Consider the following 18253-nt stretch of genomic DNA (forward strand, 5'->3'; position numbering starts at 1 on the left):
GATGACACTAACAGAAAAAGACAGCCAATACCTTTGGCATCCTTATACGCAACACAAAACGTCGCAAACTCCAATTGCAATTTCAAGAGGAGAAGGTGCATTGCTTTGGGACGAAAACAACAAAGAATATATTGACGCGATTGCTTCTTGGTGGGTAAATCCGTTCGGGCACAGTAATAAATTTATTGCCGATGCGATTTACAAACAATTGACGACTTTAGAACATGTTTTGTTTGGAGGTTTTACGCACGAACCTGCTATAAAAGTAGCTGAAAAACTGATCGAAATTTTGCCTAAAAATCAGCAGAAGATATTCTTTTCAGATAATGGTTCAACGGCTGTTGAAGTTGCGATAAAAGTGGCTTTGCAGTATTTTTTCAATAAAAATGAAAAACGAACTACTATAATTGCTTTCGAAAATGCTTTTCATGGAGATACTTTTGCGGCAATGGCTGCAAGCGGAATTTCATTTTATACGCAAGCATTTCAAGGAATGTTTATTGATGTTGTGAGGATTCCGGTTCCGATAAAAGGCCAGGAGCAGGAAAGTTTTGAGGCGCTGAAAAATGTGATTCAAAATCATAATTGTGCCGGATTTATTTTTGAGCCATTAGTTCAAGGAGCGGCCGGAATGGTAATGTATGAACCGGAAGCTTTGGCAAAACTGATTCAGATTTGTAAAGAAAATAATGTTTTAACTATTGCCGATGAAGTAATGACAGGTTTTGGTAAAACAGGAAAAACCTTTGCAATGGATTATGTTTCTGAAAATCCAGATATGATTTGTTTATCGAAAGCCTTAACGGGAGGAACAATCCCAATGGCGATTACGACTTTTACACAAGAGGTTTTTGACGCTTTTTATGATGATGATATTAATAAAGCATTATTTCACGGGCATACTTTTACGGCAAATCCTACGGGTTGTGCAGCAGCTCTGGCAAGTATCGATTTGTTGCAAACGCCGGAAATGCAAGCTAATATTGAGAGAATAAATAAAAATCATTTAGAGTTTCAAAAGAAAATCGAAAATCACTCTAAAGTAATTACGACCAGAACTTTAGGAGTTATTTTTGCTGTTGAAATCAAATCAGATTCTGAGGAGAGTTATTATGGATCAATGCGAACAAAACTTTATAACTTCTTTATAGAAAAAGGAGTTGTTTTGAGACCGGTCGGGAATATCGTTTATATTCTTCCCCCATATATCATGACAGACGAGCAACTTCGAAAAGTATACAAAACGATTGAAGATGCCATAGAAATGGTGTAATTTTGCCTTTCCCACAGAATGACACGGATTAAACAGGTTTACACCGATTTTAATAATTATCAGCGAAAATCCGCTTAATCTGTGTCATCCGTGGTCTATTTTTTTTACTAAATAAAATATTTTGAATACACAAAAAATATCCATAACAGCTTTTTCTTCCATTTCTCCTTTAGGGAATAATGCTGAAGAAGTTTGGAAAAAATATCTCGGCGCTCAACATTGTTTTTCTCAACAATTTTTAGATCAACAAGAAACTTCGGTTGCTGCTCTTGATGCCCAATCGAAACAAATTGTTGCTGAAATTAGAGAATCAGATCCTAAATATAAATTTTTAGATGACTCGGTTTTGTTTGCTTTGGCGGCTTCCCGAAAAGCTGTTGAACAAGCAGGTTGGAATTCAGATGATATTTTCGGAATCAATATAGGTTCGTCTCGAGGAGCTACAGATTTATTCGAAAAACATTACAAAGAATATATCGACACAGGAAAAGCGCAGACTTTAGCTTCGCCAACAACAACTTTAGGGAATATTTCTTCCTGGATCGCGCACGATTTGCAAAGTGTTGGTCCTGAAATTTCGCATTCTATTACATGTTCAACGGCACTTCATGCTTTATTAAATGGATTTGCATGGTTGAAATCCGGAATGGCAGATAAGTTTTTGGTGGGAGGAAGTGAAGCTCCATTAACGGATTTTACGATTGCACAAATGCGCGCTTTAAAAATATATTCGCGCATTAATCAAACCGAAGAAGTGTGGCCAAATCTTGCTTTTGACTTCGAGAAAACTCAAAACACAATGATTCTGGGCGAAGGTGCGGCAGTTTGTTGCCTAGAAGCAGGAGAGGCAGTAAATGCGATCGCTTATGTTACCGGAGTTGGTTATGCAACGGAAATTTTAGAACATAATATCTCGATTTCAGCAGAAGCGGATTGTTTTCAGAAATCGATGAAAATGGCTTTGAAGGATGAAAATTTAGAAGATATTGATGTTATTGTAATGCATGCGCCAGGAACGATAAAAGGCGATTTGACAGAACTGCGTGCTATTGAAAAAGTTTTTGGTTCTAACGTGCCTTTGTTAACCACTAACAAATGGAAAATAGGACACACTTTTGGAGCTTCGGGAATATTGAGTCTGGAACTTGCACTTTTAATGATGCAAAAGGATACTTTTATTGGAGTGCCGTTTGGAGAAACTCAGAATCAAACAAAATCTATTAAGAAAGTCTTGATTAACGCTGTTGGTTTTGGGGGTAATGCCGTGAGTATTTTGATTGAAAAAGCATAATTTATAGTCTTAAAATAGATAATAAAAAATCCATTCTGTTTTTGCAGAATGGATTTTTTTATTTGGGTATTGAATATTTTAAATTGTAAAGTAGTATTATAAGTTTTGTTCCAATTCTTTTACTTTATCATAAACTAAAAAGCTTTCGTAACCTCGGCGCAACATATAATCACAGAATTTTTTCCTCTTTTTAAGAGTGTCTTTTTCTCTTAAATTTTCCCAACATCTTTCAGAGAGCTGCTGAAAAGTAGTTTCATATTCTTCCGAAGAAATTTCTTTCAAAGCTATGGTAATGTTAGTCGAAGAAATTTGTCTTGCTTTTAATTCATTTGTTATTCTGATAATTCCCCATTGTTTAATGCGATGTTTTCCTCTGGCGAAACTGCATGCAAAACGAGTTTCGTTCAGGAAATTGCTTTCAATAAGCTGAACCACAATTTGTTCCGTTTCGTCGGTGGTCATTTTTAAACTATATAATTTCGTAACAACCTCCGCATGGCAACGCTCCTGATAGGCACAAAAGTGCTCAAGTTTGAGTAAGGCTTCTTTTGGGGTACAGATTGATTTCATGAGTTTTTTCTTTCTTTTTAACTATTTAACCTAAAAATAATCATTAAGTAGTTAGTATTTAATCGTTTTCTTTCGTTTTTCTTAAAAATAAAATTTGCTAAAATGTTGTGTGTGTGCAGAATTATAATATTTTTGTGCCGGAATTTGAAGAGTTATAATCTTCCTTAAAACAGGATTTTAACTTTAATTTTTCAGTTTAAAAGCCAAATTTAAAGTATTGTATTTAAAAATGCAGTGCTATTTTATTTCTTTTACCGCCAAAAACAAATCTAATACCACGCCTAATATGATTCGAAAATTACTTACGAATAAAAAATTATTACTAAGTCTTCTTTTATTTTTTACTTTTTTACTTAATTATGGACAGTCAGCTAGTAGCTATTGTTTTTCTGCAAGATCTGGAACTTATCCAATTTTATCGGGGACAACTAACGTTCCGGGGTTAAATGCTACAGATGATGAGGGAGTCTCAACTGCAATAACCCTGCCTTTCAATTTTACGTTTGGAGGATCGGCATATAATCAAGTTAAAGTTTCAAGCAATGGTTGGCTTACTTTTGGATCTACAACAAATGCTGCTTACATTAATACATTGGCAAATGCGGGAACATCTAAACCTATTTTATTTCCTTTATGGGATGATTTGCAGAATAGAGCAATTCCGAGGTATGTTGTTACCGGATCTGCTCCAAATAGGGTTTTTAAGCTTGAATGGTCACAACAAGAATGGAATTATAATGCAAATAATGATGTTATTTCTTTTCAGGTTTGGCTCTTTGAAAATGGTAATGTAATTGAATATTATTATAACAGAGGTGCAACAGCTATAAATAATGGAACCGCTTCTATAGGAATTTATGACTCTAATGATACTTATTTGACGTTAAACAATTCAACATCTACACCAATTGCACAATCAACAACTTTTACTACAAATATTGGTGCTGATGGTGTCAAACCAGCAAATGGTCAGGTTTATAGCTTTAGTCCGCCAGCACCTGTTTCACAAGCAGGAGCAGATCAATATAAAAATACTCCATTTACATTAGCGGCCAATGCTCCGGGAAGTGGTAATACAGGAACATGGTCAATAGTGAGTGGTCCAAATCTTGCAACAAGTCAGTTTGCTAGTGGTGATACTTCAAATCCAACTTCTACATTTACACCTTCGGGATCAGGAACATGGGTGTTAAGATGGACAATAAGTAATGGTAGTGGTTGTAGTACTACTGATGATGTTGTTGTTTCGAATTGTTCGGGAAATTTAATTACTAATGGTGATTTTACTGGTGGAGCTACTGGTTGGACAGCTGCTGTTAATTCAAAAGGACCTGTTAGTGGTACTTCTTATGTTGAGGTTTTGAATGAAAAAATTTATTTTAACAATAATAATGATGATAATACAGCAGAATTAGATAGCCAGGCATCTCTTGGTCAAACTGTAGCTGTTATTCCAAATGTTCAGTATACACTAAATTTTCTTTATGCGCGAAGACCGGGATCTCCGGCTACCGTTGCGGTTGATGTTAGAGTATATGAAGGTGGATCTATTACAGCATCAAAAAATATTACTACTAGCGATACTAATAATACTCCACAAGTAGGTACTTTAACATTTACGCCAACAAGTTCTTCAATAGTGCTAGAATTTTTCAACTCCTTAGGAGGAACAAGTACTCTGGGCTCTATTGTAGATAATATAGTTTTAATTCCATCTACTCAAGTAGTTCCCATAGCGATAACAAATCCTAAAGGTAGCTATAAAACTTTAACTGTTTGTGTAGGAGCATCTGTAGGATTAGATGTAGACAACATTTCAGCGTCAGGTGTAAGTTATTCGTGGTCAACACCATCTTCGGGAACGAGTTTTACTACAGGTACTAATATTAAAAGCCCTTCAGTTACATTTACAACAACTGGAATGAAGGAATTCAAAGTATTAGCGACCAATTCAAGCGGTTGCGGAAATGTTTATTCCAGTACATTTGTATATGTAATTGATCTTCCGGTAGTTTATAATGTGACTGGAGGAGGACCATATTGTTCTGGAGGTACAGGAGCTGTCGTTGGTTTGGATGGTTCGACTGCAGTTAGTTCGACTTCAAATATTAGCTATCAGTTGCAAAGAGGCGGAGTTGATGTTGCGGGTGCTGTTGTTACGGGAACAGGGGCTGCGATTAGTTTTGGTCCTCAAACGGTAGCGGGTACATATACAGTGGTTGCTAAAAATACTCTAGTTAGTACTGCTTGTTCTTCAAATATGAATGGTGCTGCAACTGTATCTATAAGTACTCCACCAACTGTAAGTATCACAGGTACTAATAATATTTGTGTGGGGACTAAAACGACTTTATCTTCTTCAGGCGTTGGTAATTGGGCAAGTAACAATACTGCAGTTGCTTCAGTTAACGCAACTACTGGTGAAGTAACGGGTGTATCAGCAGGAACCGCTACATTTACTTTTACTAACACTGCTGCACCTAATTGTTCAGCAACCACGGCAGTAGTAACAGTTTCATCATCAACTATTGTTTTTGATTCATCAGGTTCTTATACTATTCCTGCAGGAGTTACAAATATTCAAGTGGAATGTTGGGGAGCTGGCGGTGGCGGAGGAGCCGCTTCTGTTGACCCATCGGCTGGTGGAGGAGGAGCTGGAGGTGGCTATGTTAAAAATACGGTGATTTCAGTTACACCTAATTCGACATATACGGTTAATGTTGGTACTGGAGGGATTGTCTCTACAAGTGCTAGTGGGGGAAAAGGCGGATCATCTTGGTTTGGTTCAACTACAACAATCTTGGCTGTAGGAGGTAATGGAGGAGTGTTAGGAAATGGTACAACTCCTAATGGAGCTGGAGGAGTTGTCACTACAACTGGAAATGTTGGTGGTACGGCTATTAGTGCATATGCTTTGGTTGGTGGTTCAGCAGGTGGAAGTGGTGCTGCTCGTATTGCAGGTAGCGGAAGCGCAGGAGCAGGATCTAACGGAGGCGCTGGGGCTGTCGGCACTACTACTAATGGTAAGGGAGCAGATGGAACTGCCCCTGGCGGTGGAGGAGCTGGTGGACGCAACAGAAACAGTACTAATAGTTCTGGAGGTGTAGGTGGTATGGGTAGAGTTACTATAACCTTACCTACTCCAACAGCAAGTGCAGGAGGAAGCCAGACAATATGCCAAACTGGGACAGCCATAGTAAGTGGTGCAAGTGCAACGAATGGAACTATATTATGGTCACATGATGGTTCGGGTTCATTAAGTAATGCTACAACTCTAACACCAACTTATGCTGCTGCATCAGGAGACGCGGGAAAAATAGTTACTTTACTTATGACAGTATCAAATGGACCTTGCTTAGTAGCTACGGCTACTTACACTGTAAATGTTACACCAACAGTTGGTACACCAACAGCAGTTAGCCCCGCAACAACAACTATTTGTCAAGGCAGCGCAAACACTACATACACAACTTCGGCTACCAATGCTACGAGTTATACTTGGACTGTTAGCGGTATAGGGAATACTATCTCTGGAACTGGAACAACAGGAACGGTTACTTGGGCAACAGGATTTTCGGGTCAGGCAACAATTGGCGTTACTGCTAATGGTTGTGGTACCTCATCAATAGTTTCAACAACGGTTGATGTAACCCCAACCGTTGGAACACCTACAGCAATTACACCATCGGCAACTACGATTTGTCAAGGCAGTGCAAATACTACATACACAACTTCGGCTACCAATGCTACGAGTTATACTTGGACTGTTAGTGGTATAGGGAATACTATCTCTGGAACTGGGACAACAGGAACGGTTACTTGGGCAGCAGGATTTTCGGGTCAGGCAACAATTAGTGTTAAAGCTAATGGTTGTAGTACTTCATCAGCAGTTTCAACAACGGTTGATGTAACTCCAACCGTTGGAACACCTACAGCAATTACACCATCTGCAACTACGATTTGTCAAGGCAGTGCAAACACTACGTATACAACTTCGGCTACCAATGCTACGAGTTATATTTGGACTGTTAGTGGTATAGGGAATGCTATCTCTGGAACAGGAACAACAGGAACGGTTACTTGGGCAGCAGGATTTTCGGGTCAGGCAACAATTAGTGTTAAAGCTAATAGTTGTGGTACTTCATCGGCAATTTCAACAACTGTTAATGTAAACCCACTACAATCAACCCCAATAACAGGAACGCCAACACAACCAACGTGTGCTTCATCTTCAGGTATAATCCCATTGAGTAATTTACCATCTACTGGTACATGGACAATCACACAGGGAGGATCATTTCCCGGTATTACCTATACTGGTACAGGATCAACATATGATGTAAAAAATCTTGCAGCAGGTAATTATACTTTTATCGTTCAGGGTGACGCTAATACTTGTAATTCTTTGGCTTCTGCAAATGTGGTTATAAACGCATCCTCTTCTATAGTTTGGAAAGGTAGTAAAGATGGAAATTGGAGTGATCCGGCAAACTGGAGTTCAGGAACAATTCCAACAGCTTCAGATTGTGTCGTAATACCTAATGTATTGGCACCTAATAGTGCTCCAACTGTTCAAGGAACTGGAGTTATTGCAAATGCCTATGTAATTAACGTTAGTAATAGTGGTTCATTAACGGTAAATAGTAGAAACACTTTAAAAGTAGTAGGTAGTGTAATAGTTGCAACTTCGGGATCTTTGGTTTTCAAGGATAAGGCTAGTTTAGTACAAACAACTAATGCCATTAATACAGGAAATATTACTTATCTAAGAGATACGAAGCCAGTACGTCGTTATGATTTTACCTATTGGTCTACGCCAATAACAAACAGCACTCAGCCTTATACGCTACATGACTTGTCACCAGATACATTAGCAGATAAATATGCCACTTATAATCCATTAACAGGATCATGGGTATATAGTTTCAACGGAACACAGGTAATGGCACCTGCTGTTGGCTACTGGGTAAGAGCTCCACAACCCTATTCTACTACAATTTCATGGGTTTATACTGCAACTTTTACAGGTGTACCTAATAACGGAGATTATCCGGTTCAGGTTTCCCCTGCAAAATGGAATTTGATTGGAAACCCTTATCCATCAGCAATAGATGCTGAAGAATTTATTACTAAAAATCACGATGCTATGCCATCAGTAGATGTTGGAGCATTGTATTTTTGGACACATAATTCTCCACCGGTAGCTACCGGTACGGGTTCTTATGCATATGTAAGTAGTGACTTTGCTGTTTTTAGTTTGTCAGGAATAGTTTCGGCAGGAGCAAAACGACCTGATGGAGCTACCGACCCAGCACCAACGGGCGAAATAGCAGCGTGTCAGGGGTTCTTTATGAAAGCTTCAGGACCAAATGATGTCATGTTTACAAACGGTATGCGTATTGATAGTGGTAATGACCAGTTTTACAAAACATCAAAATCTAATACTATAGAAAAAAATCGTATTTGGCTAAACTTAACTAATACTGAGGGAGCTTTTAAGCAGGCTTTGGTTGGTTATATTGAAGGTGCCACAAACAGTTGGGATGTTAATTACGATGCTACTACAATAAGTGGTAATAGCTTTATAGATTTCTACAGTATTAATGAGGCTAATAAACTAACTATTCAGGGGCGTGCATTACCATTTACAGATACTGACAAAATTCCGTTAGGGTATAAAACAACAGTTGCAGGCGATTTCACAATTGCAATTGACCATGTAGATGGACTATTTAACAATCAGGCGGTGTATCTTGAAGACAAAACAACTGGTATTGTTACAGATTTACGAGCAGGCAATTATACATTTACAACAGCAATAGGAACTTTTATCGATCGTTTTGCTCTTAGTTATACCAAGAAAACTCTGGGAACAGGAGATTTTGAGAATCTTGAAAACAGTGTGTTTGTTTCAATAAAAGAGAAAACAATTAAAGTTACCTCTACTAAAGAAACCATAAAAGAAGTAACCATTTATGATATCTCAGGAAATCTTCTTTATAACAAAAAGAAAATAGGCTCGGCTGAATTACAAATACCAAACCTACAATCAAGTAATCAGGTTTTATTGGTAAAAGTTACTTTAGAAAACGATTATACAACGACCAAAAAAGTCATTTTTCAATAAATAATGTAGCAATACAGTATTCTTTTTAATATATAAATCCATTCCGTTTTTCGGAATGGATTTTTTATTTGCATACAACAGTAAATATCACTTAAAGTGGGTATTGCTTGTGTTGCAAAAGAATCATAATTTTAAGCTTATTCTTATAAATAATAACAGCTTAAAATTTTTAGATTTTGATTAGAAAAATACTTTGCTCATTAATTTTAATTAGTTCAACATTCAGTCTGGGGCTTTATGCACAGCAAGGTAAGGTTGATGATACATTTAACACGCTTGATAATGGCTTAAATGGAGATGGTTTCGATAATACAGTTCGGACTTTATCAATGCAATCAGATGAAAATCTTATCGTTGGAGGAGACTATTTGAGTCTTAATGGAATGCCTGTTTCTTATTTAACACGTTTAAAACTGGATGGTACTATTGATGAAAGCTTCAGTACAGGAACAGGTTTTAATGGCAAAGTATATACTACATATATTCAACTTGATGGAAAAATAATAGTTGGAGGGAGTTTTACATCTTACAACGGCATTAGTTCAGGGAGACTTATTCGGTTAAATGAAGACGGAACTCTTGATGATACTTTTAATACTTCTATAGCCGCGACAACAGGTATCATTTATAATATATGTCCACAATCTGATGGCAAAATTATTATTGTTGGAAGTTTTACAAAATATAATAATGTCACAGTAAACAGAATTGCACGGCTTCTTCCCAACGGAGCTTTAGATCCTACTTTTATGACAGGTGTGGGGGCGTCAGTAAACATTACAAATGTTAGAGTTTTATCAAATGGAAAAATTCTGATCTCTGGAAATTTTAGCTCATTTAATGGAGTTTCCAGTAATAGGATTGCTCGTTTAAATGCTGATGGAAGCGTAGATACAAGTTTTAATATAGGAACGGGATTTAGCGATGATGTCAATGCTATAGCCGTTCAAGCCGATGGTAAAATTATTCTGGGAGGGAATTTTACAACTTACAACGAAGTTACAGCCAATAGAATTATTCGTATTAACGAAAACGGAAGTATAGACAATAGTTTTTTATCTGGTTCGGGTATAAGTGCGGGTGCTGTACAAATAATTAAAACAGATGTTTTGGGACAAATAATGGTGGGTGGATCTTTTACAGGTTTTTATAATGGTGACAGTATAAATAGGGTGTTTCTGTTAAATACTGATGGAACTTTAAATACTGATTTTGATATGGGATCGGGCCCCGGATCTGCATCTGTTTTAGCGTTAAATAATGATTCAGAAGGATCTTGGCATGTAGGAGGCTCTTTTTTAACTTTTGATGGCCAAAATCAAGGCAGATTGGCAAAGGTTACTGTAGATGGCGAACATGATAATAGTTATTTGTCAGCAGGAGTTGGTTTTGATAACTCAGTTTTAAAAATATTGCCATTAGAGAACAATAAAACAATGGTTTTTGGAAATTTCACAAAGTTTAATGGCGCTCCCAATTTTAGAATTGCCCGACTTTTAGATAATGGATTTTCTGATCCGTCTTTTAATTTAGATAAATCGGGTGCGAATAATTCTATTAGATCCGGAGTATTACAATCAGATGGGAAAATTATTTTTGGAGGAAATTTTACAAAGTATAATGACATTCTCTGTAATCGTATTGTTCGGATTTTGCCTGATGGAAGAATTGACACTTCATTTAATGTAGGTACAGGATTTAATAGTCAAGTATATGCAATGGCAATTCAATCAGATGAAAAAGTAGTAGTAGCGGGCAATTTTACGGCTTATAATGGTTCAACTGGTTTGGGAAGAATAATTAGATTATTACCTGATGGTTCTAGAGATACTAGTTTTATTGTTGGCCTTGGAGCCGATGCTATCATTGAAGCCGTTTTAATTCAGCCCGACGGAAAAATTTTAGTTGCGGGAAGATTTAATAGTTTTAATGGTAATACTTTCGCTCGTTTAGTTCGGCTGAATTCAAACGGAAGTATTGATTCCGGTTTTAATATTGGTAATGGTTTTGATAAAAATGTATATGCAATCGCATTACAATCAGATCAAAAAATTATTGCAGGAGGGTCATTTTTAAACTATAACGGAATTGCACAAAAACGAATTCTTCGGCTAAATTCTGATGGAAGTTTAGATGTAACTTTTGAGTCAGGTACTGGTTTTAGTAAAGGGGATGTTCGTAGTATTTTAGTCCAGCCTGATGATCGGATTTTGGTTGGAGGAACTTTCTCTGGAACTTATAAGAATACAGTTTCCTCACGATTGCTACGATTGTTGAAAACGGGTAATTATGATGTTTCTTTTGATGCACCTATAAATAATAGCCTTTTTACAATGAGTCTTACAGCAGATTACAGACTATTAATAGGAGGAAGTTTTAATTCGGTTTCAGGAATTTCTAAACATAGAATTGCTCGTTTGAAACTTTGTCTTCATTCAACAACCTGGAATGGGACTTCTTGGAGTAACGGCTTATCATCAGGAGGAAAAGAGTTGTTTTTTAAAGAAAACTTTTCTTCTCTTACAACAGCAAATGTTTGTAGTTGTTCTATTGATGAAGGAAAAACAGTAACGCTTTTAAGTGGGAATACTTTAGGGATCGAATTTGCATATTTAGGTTTAGGAACGCTGGTTTTAGAAGATTCGGCTAGTTTATATCAATCAGATGATGATATGATCAATACGGGAACTATTCATTTTAAAAGAAAAGCAAAGCCAATGTTGAGATATGATTTTATTTATTGGTCTTCTCCAGTCGAAAATCAAAAATTGATAGATGTTTCTCCAACGACTTTGTCTGATAAATATAAGTCTTATGATGGTTTGGCTAACGTTTGGAAAGTTGAGGAACCTTCAAATAGTATGGTAGTTGGTAAGGGATATAGTATTAGAGCGCCACAGGAGTTTTCAACAACAGAGCGTTACTCATTTGAAGCTACTTTCAAGGGGATACCAAATAATGGGAAAGTTGAAATTAATTTAGAGAGTGACAATAGTTTCAGTTTAGTTGGTAATCCTTATCCATCAGCAGTGGATGCTAATGTTTTTCTGACTGAGAATGCTTCAAAAATAAAAGGTGTCCTCCATTTCTGGACTCATAATACACCTTTGACTAATCTAAAATATACGTCTGACGACTTTGCAACTTATAATTTGCTTGGGGGTGTTGGTACCTCTGCGACTAGTTTAGGTATTAATACAACAGAACCTGATGGGACAATTGCGGCAGGGCAGTCCTTTTTTCTGAAGAGTAAGAGTTTAGGGAGTATCGAATTTACAAACAAAATGCGGATTCAAGGAAGAAATGCATCCTTTTTTAAACCTGCAAGGAATGATAAAGAAGCGAATAAAGTTACAATTGAAAAGCATAGGATTTGGTTGAATTTGAAAAGTAATGAAGGTGCTTTTAAACAAATTTTAGTAGGTTACATAGATGGAGTGACAGATTCTAATAATTATAATGCAGAAGTGTTGAGTGGAAATCAGTTTTTGGATTTTTATAGTATTATCGAAAATAAAAAATTAGTGATCCAAGGCAGGGCTTTACCTTTCTCAGAAAATGATTCTATTGTTTTAGGCTATAAAACAACTGTCGAAGGGAGTTAAAATTTTTGTATAGATCATAGTGATGGAATATTTAATGGAGTAGATGTTTTTATTGAAGATAAAGATTTAAAAATTAAGCACAATTTAAATGAAGGACTATATTTGTTTACCACCCAAAAAGGAACCTTTAATGATCGTTTTGTTTTGTGTTTTATTAGCAAAAAATTAAAAACAGATAATTTTGAAACGGAGACAAATCGAATTTTTATTTTTGTAAACAAAAAAAATATAAAGATCGATGCTGTAAAAAATAGCATTAAAAATATTTCTGTTTTTGACATTTTGGGAAGGCAGATTTACCAAAAAAATGAAATTAGAAGTAGTAAATTTTCGATCGAAAATCTCCCTTCTCAAAATCAAATTTTATTGATAAAAGTAACCTTGGACGATGGATCAATTACTACTCAAAAAATAATTTTTTAGTACTAATTAACTTATGTTTTTAAAGTTATTTCTCAACGAGAAATGACTTTTTTTTTGAAATAAATTTTAGTCAAATGCACTTGTCCTGACGTTTTTTTTGATGTTAAAATTAATTTTTAACATAATTTTTTTTCAAATCAACATATTTTTATAAAATAACTGAAAATAACATATTTAATTTATCAGATGAGTTACATTTTTTAAATGATGAATTACATAAAATTTTTTTTTTTATGAGAAATAACTTAAAATAATAAAATGGTGGTTTTTTGACTAAAATATAAGGTATTGATTTAGATTTAGTTAGATGAAAATTGTAAATTGTTTATGGCGTTTTAGGGCAAAAATTAGGTTTGAAAACAGACTTTAAAAACCCTAAAAAAGAAGATAAAAATAAGAGCGTTTTTTTAGGTGCTTTTATAGAAAAAAAACTGCAATAAAATCTACTGTTAAATTTTAAATCTACATGACATGAGCAAAAAATTACTTTTTATTTTTTCTATACTACTTTGTTTTGAGTTTGCAAATGGAGCAACTATAACAAGTACAGGAACAGGAAATTGGTCTTCTACGACATCATGGGTGGGCGGGGTTGTACCTACAATAAATGATGATGTTATTATAGCTACCGGATCAACCATAACAATTAATAGTAATGTGGCGGCTAAATCATTAACTATAAATGGGACATTATTAATTAGCGGAGATCAAACCTTAACGACTTCTTCAAGTGCTCTTAGTGTAATTATTAATGGGACATTGGGTTTTGGTACTGTTACTAATAAGAATTCTATTACTTTTCCTACGGGAACTAATATAGATATTAATAGTCCAGGTAAAATCGATGACACAGGGACGTGTAATAATAATGTCGCAATTTATATAGGTACAGTTAAGTTTGCTGTTTGTGCAGGTGGTGGTAATGCTGAATTTACTTTTTCGGAACTTAACAATGCAGGAGGAACATTGCAAGCTAATCCAACAAGCAGCACACCAGCATGTGAAGGGAATTTACTTACTTTTACAGCCGATAAAACGGGAGCAGTTGGCGATGCAAATGCGTTGAACTGGTGGTGGGATATACAAGCTCCCGGTTCACCATCATTTACGAAATATCCCGATAAACAATCTGTAGTGTCTTTTGCAAGTGCTATACTTGGGACTTATAATGCAAAACTTACTTATACAACTACTTACGGCGGGAACTTTTATACTAATTCTAAAACTATTTCAGTTACCGTTAATTCTAAACCATTAGCCCCAACAATTACTCCAAGTGGCGTGACAACATTTTGCGAGGGAGGTGGTGTTACTTTAACTTCTAGTGCGGGAACAGGTTATTCATGGTCAACAGGAGCGACTACACAAAGTATAGCAGCGACAACTTCGGGAAGTTATACTGTTCAGGTTTCAAATGCGTCTGGATGTCTAAGTCTTGCCTCAGCAGGAACGACCGTTACTGTTAATCCGAAACCTGCACCTCCAACAATTTCTGCAAGCGGACCAATAACATTTTGTACAGGAGGAAGTGTCACTTTAACGTCTACAAGTGGAACAAGTTATTTATGGTCAACAGGAGCAACTACACAAAGTATAGCAGTAACAACTTCGGGAAGTTATACTGTTCAAGTCACAAGTGCATCAGGTTGTCAAAGCGCTGTATCTGCAGCAACAGCGGTAACTGTTAATCCGAAACCTGGAACTCCAACAATAGCTGCAAGTGGATCAACAACATTTTGTGAAGGTGGTAGTGTTACTTTAACCTCCATTGCGGCAACAAGTTATTTATGGTCAACAGGAGCAACGACACAAAGTATAGTAGTAACAACTTCGGGAAGTTACACTGTTCAGGTAGCAAATGCATCAGGTTGTCAGAGTCTTGCATCTTCAGCAACAGCTGTAACTGTTAATCCTAAACCTGCTACTCCAATAATATCAGCAAGTGGACCAATAACATTTTGTACAGGAGGAAGTGTTACTTTGACTTCTAGTGCTGGAACAAGTTATTTATGGTCAACAGGAGCAACTACACAAAGTATAGCAGTGAGTACATCAGGAAGTTATACAGTTCAGATAACAAATGCATTAGGTTGTCAAAGTCTTGCCTCAACAGCAACGATCGTTACAGTTAATCCAAAACCTGCTGCTCCAACAATATCTGCAAGCGGATCAACCACACTTTGTGAAGGCGGTAGTGTTACTTTAACCTCCAGTGTTGGAACAAGTTATTTATGGTCAACAGGAGCAACTACACAAAGTATAGCAGTGAGTACATCAGGAAGTTATACAGTTCAGATAACAAATGCATTAGGTTGTCAAAGCGCTGCATCTGCACCTACAGCTGTAACTGTTAATCCTAAACCAGCTACTCCAACAATTTCTGCAAGCGGGCCGACAACATTTTGTTCTGGAGATAGTGTTACTTTGACATCCACTAGTGGGACAAGCTATTTATGGTCAACAGGAGCAACTACACAAAGTATAGTGGTAACAACTTCGGGAAGTTATTCAGTTCAGGTTACAAATGCATCAGGTTGTCAAAGTCTTGCTTCTGCAGTAACGACTGTTACAGTAAAATCTATATTGAGTTTACCAACTGTGTTCAATATTGTACATGCTACATGTGTTACACCAACAGGAAGTATTTCTTTGAGTGGTTTGCCTACTACAACATCGACTGTACCTACCTGGACTATCCAACAGAGTGGTCCCGTACTAAGATCTTATACAGGAGGTACCGATCCTGATCCTACAATATATACAATCACAGGTTTATCCCCTGGAATTTATAGCTTTACAGTTCAGTATGGTGATAGTTGTCCGGTAACTGTCAATAATGTTGAAATAAAGGCTTCTGAAACAAATATTTGGAGAGGTCCGAGCTTAGGTTGGTCAAAAGGAAGTGCACCAACAAGTACAGCAACTGAAAGTATAGAATTTGCCGATGATTATCAATCAGTGGGCGATTTAAAAGGTTGTTCATGCAGGGTTGATTCAGGAAAAAAGGTAACAATAAATTCGGGACATACTTTAATACTTGATAATGGATTAATTGTTGATTCTGGAGCGGGAACTAGTTTAACATTTGAGGATACTGCCAGTTTATTTCAATTAAACAATGTGGTTAACACGGGAAACATTATCTATAAACGAAATACAACGCCAGTTCGTCGCTATGATTTTACTTACTGGTCCACACCAATAACAAATAGTATTACACCTTACACACTTCATGACTTGTCCCCAAATACATTAGCAGATAAATATGCCAGCTATAATCCACTAACAGGGTCATGGGTATATAGTTTTAACGGAACACAAGTAATGGTGCCGGCAGTTGGTTACTGGGTGAGAGCTCCACAATTTTATTCAACTACTATTCCTGCAGTTTATACAGCAACTTTTACAGGAGTGCCTAATAATGGAGATTATTCAGTTCAGGTTTATGATACAAAATGGAGTTTAATAGGAAATCCTTATCCATCAGCAATTGATGCAGAGAAATTTATTCTTATCAATCAGGCAGCATCAGTAGATGTGGGGGCACTCTATTTCTGGACACATAATTCTCCACCGGCCGCTACTGGTACAGGTAGTTATGCATATACTAGTAATGATTTTGCTGTTTTTAGTTTAACAGGAGGAACTACAGGAGCAAAATTACCTGACGGAAATTTCGGACCACCACCAACAGGTGAAATAGCTTCTTGTCAGGCATTCTTTATGCAGGGTTCAGGAACAGAATTTGTTAGGTTTACAAATGAGATGCGTATTAGTGGAAGCAATAATCAGTTTTACAAATCATCAAAATCTAATGCTATTGAGAAAAACCGTTTTTGGCTGAATTTAACGAATACTGAAGGAGCTTTCAAACAAATTTTGGTTGGTTACATAGAAGGCGCTACAAACGGCTGGGATATTAATTATGATGCTCCGACAATAAGTGGTAATAGTTTTATTGATTTTTATAGTATTAATGAGACACAAAAACTAACTGTTCAAGGTCGTGCATTACCATTTGTCGATACTGACAGAGTTCCATTAGGATATAAAACTACAGTTGCAGGTAATTTTACAATTGCAATTGATCATGCTGATGGACTATTTAATAATCAGGCAATTTATTTAGAAGATAAAGTAACGGGAATTGTACAAGATTTACGAGCAGCTAATTATACTTTTACAACAGCAACTGGAACTTTTGCAGATCGTTTTACCATTAGCTATACTACAAAAACTCTTGGAACTGATGATTTTGTAGAGAATATTGATAATAATGTTTTTGTTTCTGTAAAAGATAAAAACATTAAAATAACATCAACTATTGGGGCTCTTGAAGAAGTTTTGATTTATGATATTTCCGGAAAAATGCTATATGATAAAAAGAAAATAGGGAATACCGAATTGCAGATATTAGATCTACAATTAAGCAATCAGATTTTGTTGGTAAAAATTATTTTAGAAAACGGATACATTACCTCTAGAAAAATTGTATTCTAATCGTTCTGTTTTTAAATTTTCAAAATCCATTCCGCAAAACGGAATGGATTTTTTTTTGCAGAAGCCTTGATTCTATTGATTTTTAAGATTAATATTCTGATATAAAGTTACTTGTGTTGAGTCTAAAGTGTTAAAATGTTGTTCTTTAAGTAAAAACATTTGTTGGTTGTAAATAAAATCGTACCTTGTTATAGGTTTTAATCGATGAACATACATAAAAGCCCGTTGTAATACAATTTTCTAACTCCCTTTAAAAACTAAAATTATTCTTTTTAGTTTTTTATTCGCCTAAATACTGATTGTTAATTTTAAATACCATTAAATAAACAAAAAAGTACTTAACGTTTATTTCTTCATTTCTTTTCAGGTTTCAGAGCGTCTTTTTACGTTCCTGATTCACTTATATGGTATTTAAAGTTTTTTTTAAAGGATTCTTATTTGATTATAGATCTATTTTTTTAATT

At 36.0% G+C, this 18253-nt stretch carries 7 protein-coding genes; 6 read left to right on the top strand and 1 reads right to left on the bottom strand.

What is annotated here, in order from left to right:
- The first annotated feature begins 1 nt into the window (after position 1).
- The gene (gene bioA, locus LPB88_RS09820) at positions 2 to 1273 is read left to right on the top strand and encodes an adenosylmethionine--8-amino-7-oxononanoate transaminase (RefSeq protein ID WP_230715057.1); all 1272 of its coding nucleotides are present in this window, start codon (positions 2 to 4) and stop codon (positions 1271 to 1273) included.
- Positions 1274 to 1394: 121 nt separating this feature from the next.
- A complete protein-coding gene (locus tag LPB88_RS09825; RefSeq protein WP_230715059.1) occupies positions 1395 to 2564 on the top strand; it encodes a beta-ketoacyl synthase N-terminal-like domain-containing protein in 1170 nt (389 codons plus the stop codon).
- A gap of 96 nt (positions 2565 to 2660) precedes the next feature.
- On the opposite strand, the gene LPB88_RS09830 is transcribed toward LPB88_RS09825, so the two are convergent.
- Entirely contained in the window at positions 2661 to 3134 is a 474-nt protein-coding gene (locus LPB88_RS09830; protein WP_230715061.1) for a regulatory protein RecX, read from the bottom strand.
- A 286-nt stretch (positions 3135 to 3420) separates the two neighbouring features.
- On the opposite strand from LPB88_RS09830, the gene LPB88_RS09835 reads away from it, so the two are divergent.
- The 4 genes from LPB88_RS09835 to LPB88_RS09850 all read left to right on the top strand — a co-directional run bounded on the left by LPB88_RS09835 (position 3421) and on the right by LPB88_RS09850 (position 17789).
- The gene (locus LPB88_RS09835) at positions 3421 to 9261 is read left to right on the top strand and encodes a T9SS sorting signal type C domain-containing protein (protein WP_230715063.1); all 5841 of its coding nucleotides are present in this window, start codon (positions 3421 to 3423) and stop codon (positions 9259 to 9261) included.
- 176 nt (positions 9262 to 9437) lie between these two features.
- A complete protein-coding gene (locus LPB88_RS09840; RefSeq protein WP_230715065.1) occupies positions 9438 to 12866 on the top strand; it encodes a delta-60 repeat domain-containing protein in 3429 nt (1142 codons plus the stop codon).
- A gap of 144 nt (positions 12867 to 13010) precedes the next feature.
- Complete coding sequence (locus LPB88_RS09845; protein ID WP_230715540.1) at positions 13011 to 13289, top strand: T9SS sorting signal type C domain-containing protein; 279 nt, start codon at positions 13011 to 13013, stop codon at positions 13287 to 13289.
- A 471-nt stretch (positions 13290 to 13760) separates the two neighbouring features.
- Positions 13761 to 17789, top strand: a complete 4029-nt coding sequence (locus tag LPB88_RS09850) for a T9SS sorting signal type C domain-containing protein (RefSeq protein WP_230715067.1) — start codon at positions 13761 to 13763, stop codon at positions 17787 to 17789.
- Positions 17790 to 18253 lie beyond the last annotated feature (464 nt).

The organism is Flavobacterium sp. JAS (assembly GCF_020991455.1).
In the GTDB taxonomy this organism is placed as follows: Bacteria; Bacteroidota; Bacteroidia; order Flavobacteriales; family Flavobacteriaceae; genus Flavobacterium.

What these genes read in the sequence shown, in the direction of transcription:
- bioA (WP_230715057.1), top strand. Translation starts at nt 2, where the DNA reads ATGACACTAACAGAAAAAGACAGCCAATACCTTTGGCATCCTTATACG.
- LPB88_RS09830 (WP_230715061.1), bottom strand. Translation starts at nt 3,134, where the DNA reads ATGAAATCAATCTGTACCCCAAAAGAAGCCTTACTCAAACTTGAGCAC.
- LPB88_RS09835 (WP_230715063.1), top strand. Translation starts at nt 3,421, where the DNA reads ATGATTCGAAAATTACTTACGAATAAAAAATTATTACTAAGTCTTCTT.
- LPB88_RS09850 (WP_230715067.1), top strand. Translation starts at nt 13,761, where the DNA reads ATGAGCAAAAAATTACTTTTTATTTTTTCTATACTACTTTGTTTTGAG.